Consider the following 5426-nt stretch of genomic DNA (forward strand, 5'->3'; position numbering starts at 1 on the left):
CACTTGATACTTACCTCAGAAGTGGTATAGTTAACCGCTTCTGCACTAATGGTTATTGGTACTGTAGCGTTTGGACAAACCTCGTAAACTATTGATGAATCAAAAGTGGTTTCTGGTGAGATACCAAATACTAAATCAAAGGTTGTTGTTTCAAAACATCCAGTGGTTGCATTTTCTACTCTTACATAAATAGTTTCAGCTCCTGGAGAATCATAAGTAGTTACACCTGTAATAGCATTAGTACTTGTGTTAGCATCGTCAATTGAGTTGTAATATGAGAATACTAAACCTGATTGACCTCCTGAAATAACTGCTTCATTAACTGTTAAGTCATATTCTGCAATTCCATCATTGTCATTATCACAGCCTATAACATCATCAGCTTGAACTAAAACAGGCTTTGGAGCTAATTCTAAGTCAAACGTATTTACTTTATAGCATCCGGTAATTATACTTTCAACTCTAAAATAAATTGTAGTAGCTCCAGATGATATATAATTAGTTGGATTAGTTATTGGGTTTGTTCCATCTATAGCATCCTGCTCAGTTTCATAATAAATAACTATTACATCTGTTTGTGTACCAACTATATTGGCTTCATTTTCTGTTATATCAAAAATTGCCATTCCACTATTATCTGTATCACAAGCAAGAATTGTGTTTTGTGGATCTGCAGTTGGATTATCAAAAAATTCAACTAATACATCATCAGAATAGAAACATGCAGCAGATGTTCCTGTAAATACAATATCGACTTGGTATAGACCAGTAGTATTAACGGTTAATGTAGGTCCTGTTTCACCTGGAATAGGTTCTGTAATTCCATTTGCAACTGTGTACCAAGTAATCGTGGTTCCTGCAGGTTGAGGCACTCCAATATCTAATACTACAGATTCTCCTTCACAAGTAGCTAAACCACTATCTAATAAAATATCATCTCCTAAGTCAATTTCGCCAATATCAAAACTACTAGCTTCTAGGAATACAGCCGAATCATAAGCTGTATCACCATCATCTGCTACAACTAGTTTAATCCTATATACATTATTAGGTATAACCGGAGCCATAGCTGTTAACGGAACCGTTCTACCAATAAAATTTGTTGGGTTAGTAATTGGAGGTAATCCAGTTCCAGGTCCATAATACGCATCAAATAATGCGGGGTTAGAAGAAGGACAACCACCATTATGTGTGTTATCTCGGATTGTAAATACAGAAACAGGATCTGTAGTTCCTGGAACTACAGCTATATTAGTTGTAATACCTGTACTTAAATCTGTTAATAAGAATGCAAAAGCATCAGAAAAACCACACTGGAATGTTCCATACTCTTCTGCAGCGAAAATAAAATTAAATGATAATTGATCAATTAAAGGTGTAAATTCAAACTCTATAATTGATGCATTATTAGTTGGCCCTTCGTTAATTACTGCCTCTAAATCTGCATCTCCAGGCCAGCCTACACCACCACCATCACTTAAAACTCCAGTTTCTGGACCAGGTGCATTTAAAACATTACCTGTAGTTAACACAATACCACTTTGGAATGGGAAACTTGAACCATTAGCTTCAAAATATCCAATTCCATTTGGTCCTCCAAAATCTGTTCCTGTCGATGAAGTTACGTTATTAACAATAGCACAAGGAGAATTTACTAGTACATTGTTTACTAATTCTGGAACAGTATATAAAGTATCATTAGTAGTAATAGGAGGAGGAATAGTAAATACACATAAATCAAAGCTAACATTTTGAAATGGTACATCTCCAGCAGTAAATATTCTAATATAATAGGTGTTTCCTACTGTTAACCCGTTGGCTATACTGTTATTTCCAGTTTCACAATAAAGATTTGTAAGGTTGTTACAATCTGTTCCCTCATACAAAGCATGATCTAAATTAGTTGTGTCACCTATTATGTTACTAATATCTATACCATGATCTGTTGCTATTGCATCAAATTGAAACCATACGTCATCATTTGTATCACCAGGACAAGGGTTTGCTTGAGAGGAAGGTGTGGCACCATATAATGTTGCGCTTGTAATTGTTGTACAGTTGCCATCTGCATTTGGTGTAACAATTATTGCATCTGTACATTCATCATTAGCTGGTGGGCAAACAGGTACATTTAAAGTATTGCTTGTAACAACACAGTTACTATCATCTGCATTAGCTACTGTAACTACAACATCTGTATCTAAAGGATATGGTCCCATTTGTACAATGCCTATTGCAGTTGTAGTTTGCATAGGACTACCTTGATTATCTGTAATGTTTAAAGTAGTAGCATCACCAATACTGGTAATATCCACATCTACAAAAAATTGATTATTACCATTATCACAATCGCTAACAGTAACAAAGTCAACAACTTGATTTATACATGTTGCACAAGTTACAGTAAATGTGATTGGAGTAAACCCTCCAGTAGCACATCCAATTGTAAAATCTGAATCTACTTGAAATGAAATAGTGGTTCCAGTAGATTGAAAAGATAAGCCAGATATTTGTCCAGCATTACCGTAAGGTGTTGCTGCGTTTAAGTTGGTAACTCCATCTGAATCTAATACAATCACTTCATCAAAGTTATTCTCCACTTCTCCTGCGCTTATAACTAAGTTTAATGGAGTTGTACCATCTGTTGAAGTAAACGTAAACACATTAGTGTCGTTATTTTCGTAACAATATGTTACAGTTTGAGGTCCGTCAACAGCGCAATCTAAATTAAAATTAAATTGAATTAATGTTGAAAAGTTAAATGGTCCAGCCCAAACACTAGTGTCTGTTCCACAAATTGCTTGTACATAGACTTCATAATCTGTTGCTGGATTTAGTGAAGTTTCAGACACTGTTGTAGTACTTACTGTTGTTCCAGATGTTGGTACACCAGTACCTGCTGGTTGAATAACATAATTCCACTGTGTTTCTGGTCCACTTGGTGTCCAAGAAATATCTGCAGAAGTTTCAGTAATACTAGTTGCTGTTAAGTTAGTTGGTGCTATACAGAAACTACCACATGTTTCGACACGCACTTGATCGATTGACATATCACCTTCAAATCCTGTTCCTGCTCCTCCGTAGCTAAATTCTACATAAATAACTTGACCTAAGTAGGCATCTAAGTTAACTCCTATAGGTACCCAAGCTTCGTCTGCTGTAGATTGATAGTCTCCTGACCATGTAAATTCTGTTGTAAATGGTCCTGTTGGAGAGGTACTAACACCTACATTTAAAGTTCCAATATCATCACCAAAAGCATGCATCCAAAACGATAACTCTGCACCATCTACTGCAGGTGTTAAGTCTATTGCTGGTGATATTGCTGATGCAATATCTGTTGCGTTTCCTGAAGCTTCATACTCTAAATGCATTCCTGGGTTACCGTCCCAAGTGATATTTGGTCCTGTACCACCTGAGTTTGCACTCTCAGCAGTAATGTCCCAATCACCATTTCCGCCTCCAAAACCTGTTCCTGTCCAACCGCTTGGATCTGTGTTGGTGTCGTTTCCAAAACTTTCTGTAAATATAAAAGTAGACCCTCCACTAGCACAGGTTACACCTACTGGTGGTGGAGGTGGTGTGTTAAGTGTTATAAAGTTTACTGGTCCAGCCCATACACTCATTCCATTTCCACAATCTGCTAGAATATAAACCTCGTAAGCTGTTGTTGCGTTTAATCCCATTGCTGTGTATGGATTAGTGGTAATGGCAGTTCCTGGTCCTGTTGGTACGCCTGTTCCTGCAGGTTGTACTACTATTTCCCAAGCGGTTTCTCCACTATTAGCTGTCCATGAGATGTCTGCTGTTGTATCTGTTACTGCATCTACCATTAAGCCTGTAGGCGCAACACAAAAGTTACCACAGGTTTCTACACGTACTTGATCGATTGACATATCACTTTCAAAAGTATCTCCTGTTCCTACGTAGCTAAACTCTATATAAATTACTTGTCCTAAGTAAGCATCTAAGTTAACACCTATCGGTATCCAAGCTTCATCTGCTGTAGTTTGATAGTCACCTATCCAAGTATATTCTGATGTAAAAGGTCCTGTTTGAGAGGTACTTACTCCTACATTCAAAGTCCCCATATTATCACCAAATGCATGCATGTAAAACGATAGCTCTGCACCATCTACTGCTGTAGATAAGTCGATTGCTGGTGTAATAGCTGAAGCTACATTGGTTGTGTTTCCTGAACCTTCATATTCTAAATGTGTTCCAGGATTACCATCCCAAGTAATGTTTGGTCCTGTTCCTGTAGAGTTCCCGTTTGGAGTGGTTATATCCCAGTTACCATTAATATCTGCAAAGGTGGTTCCTGTCCATCCTGATGGTACGTAATTTGTATCATTTCCAAAGTCTTCAGTAAATATAAAAGTCGATGATCCACTTGCACAGGTTACACCTACTGGTGGTGGAGGTGGCGTGTTAAGTGTTGTAAAGTTTACTGGTCCAGCCCACACACTCATTCCATTTCCACAATCTGCTAAGATGTATACCTCATACACTGTACTTGATGATAATCCCATTGCTGTGTATGGATTGGTGGTAATGGCAGTTCCTGGTCCTGTTGGTACGCCTGTTCCTGCAGGTTGCACCACTATTTCCCAAGCGGTTTCTCCATTATTAGCGGTCCAAGAGATATCTGCTGTAGTATCTGTTATGGCATCTACCATTATACCAGTAGGAGCAACACAAAAGTTACCACAGGTTTCTACACTTACTTGATCGATAGACATATCGCCTTCAAATCCTGTTCCTGCTCCTCCGTAGCTAAATTCTATATAAATAACTTGTCCTAAGTAGGCATCTAAGTTAACACCTATTGGTACCCAAGCTTCATCTGCTGTTGCTTGATAGTCGCCTACCCAAGCATATTCTGTAGTAAATGGTCCTGTTTGAGAGGTACTAACACCTACATTTAAAGTTCCAATATCATCACCAAACGCATGCATGTAAAACGATAGCTCTGCACCATCTACAGCTGTAGATAAGTCGATTGCTGGTGTGATTGCTGATGCAATAGTTGTTGCGTTTCCTGACGCTTCATATTCTAGATGCATGCCTCCTGCAACACCATCCCAAGTAATGTTTGGTCCTGTACCTGTTGAGTTACCACTTACTGCAGTGATGTCCCAATTTCCATTAGACCCATCAAAACCTGTCCCAGTCCATCCTGACGGATTGGTGTTAGTGTCAGTTCCAAAGTCTTCTGTAAAAACAAAGGTTGACGCACCACTTGCACAAGTTACTCCTACTGGTGGTGGAGGTGGTGTGTTAAAGGTTGTAAAGTTTACTGGTCCTATCCAATTACTAAAACCATCTGTACCACAATTACCTCTTACATATACTTCATACGCTGTACTTGGTGTTAATCCTGTTGCTGGGTATGGTGCATTTAATGTCGTAACTGTTCCATCTGT

At 38.3% G+C, this 5426-nt stretch carries 1 protein-coding gene; it reads right to left on the reverse strand.

Annotated elements, in window-relative coordinates; all coding sequences use genetic code 11:
- Window positions 1-5426 (reverse strand): choice-of-anchor L domain-containing protein (locus LY08_RS13415; protein ID WP_111660944.1); only part of this gene is annotated, 5426 nt, incomplete at both ends.

Origin of the sequence: Olleya aquimaris (assembly GCF_003259525.1) — a bacterium.
Classification (GTDB): domain Bacteria; phylum Bacteroidota; class Bacteroidia; order Flavobacteriales; family Flavobacteriaceae; genus Olleya; species Olleya aquimaris.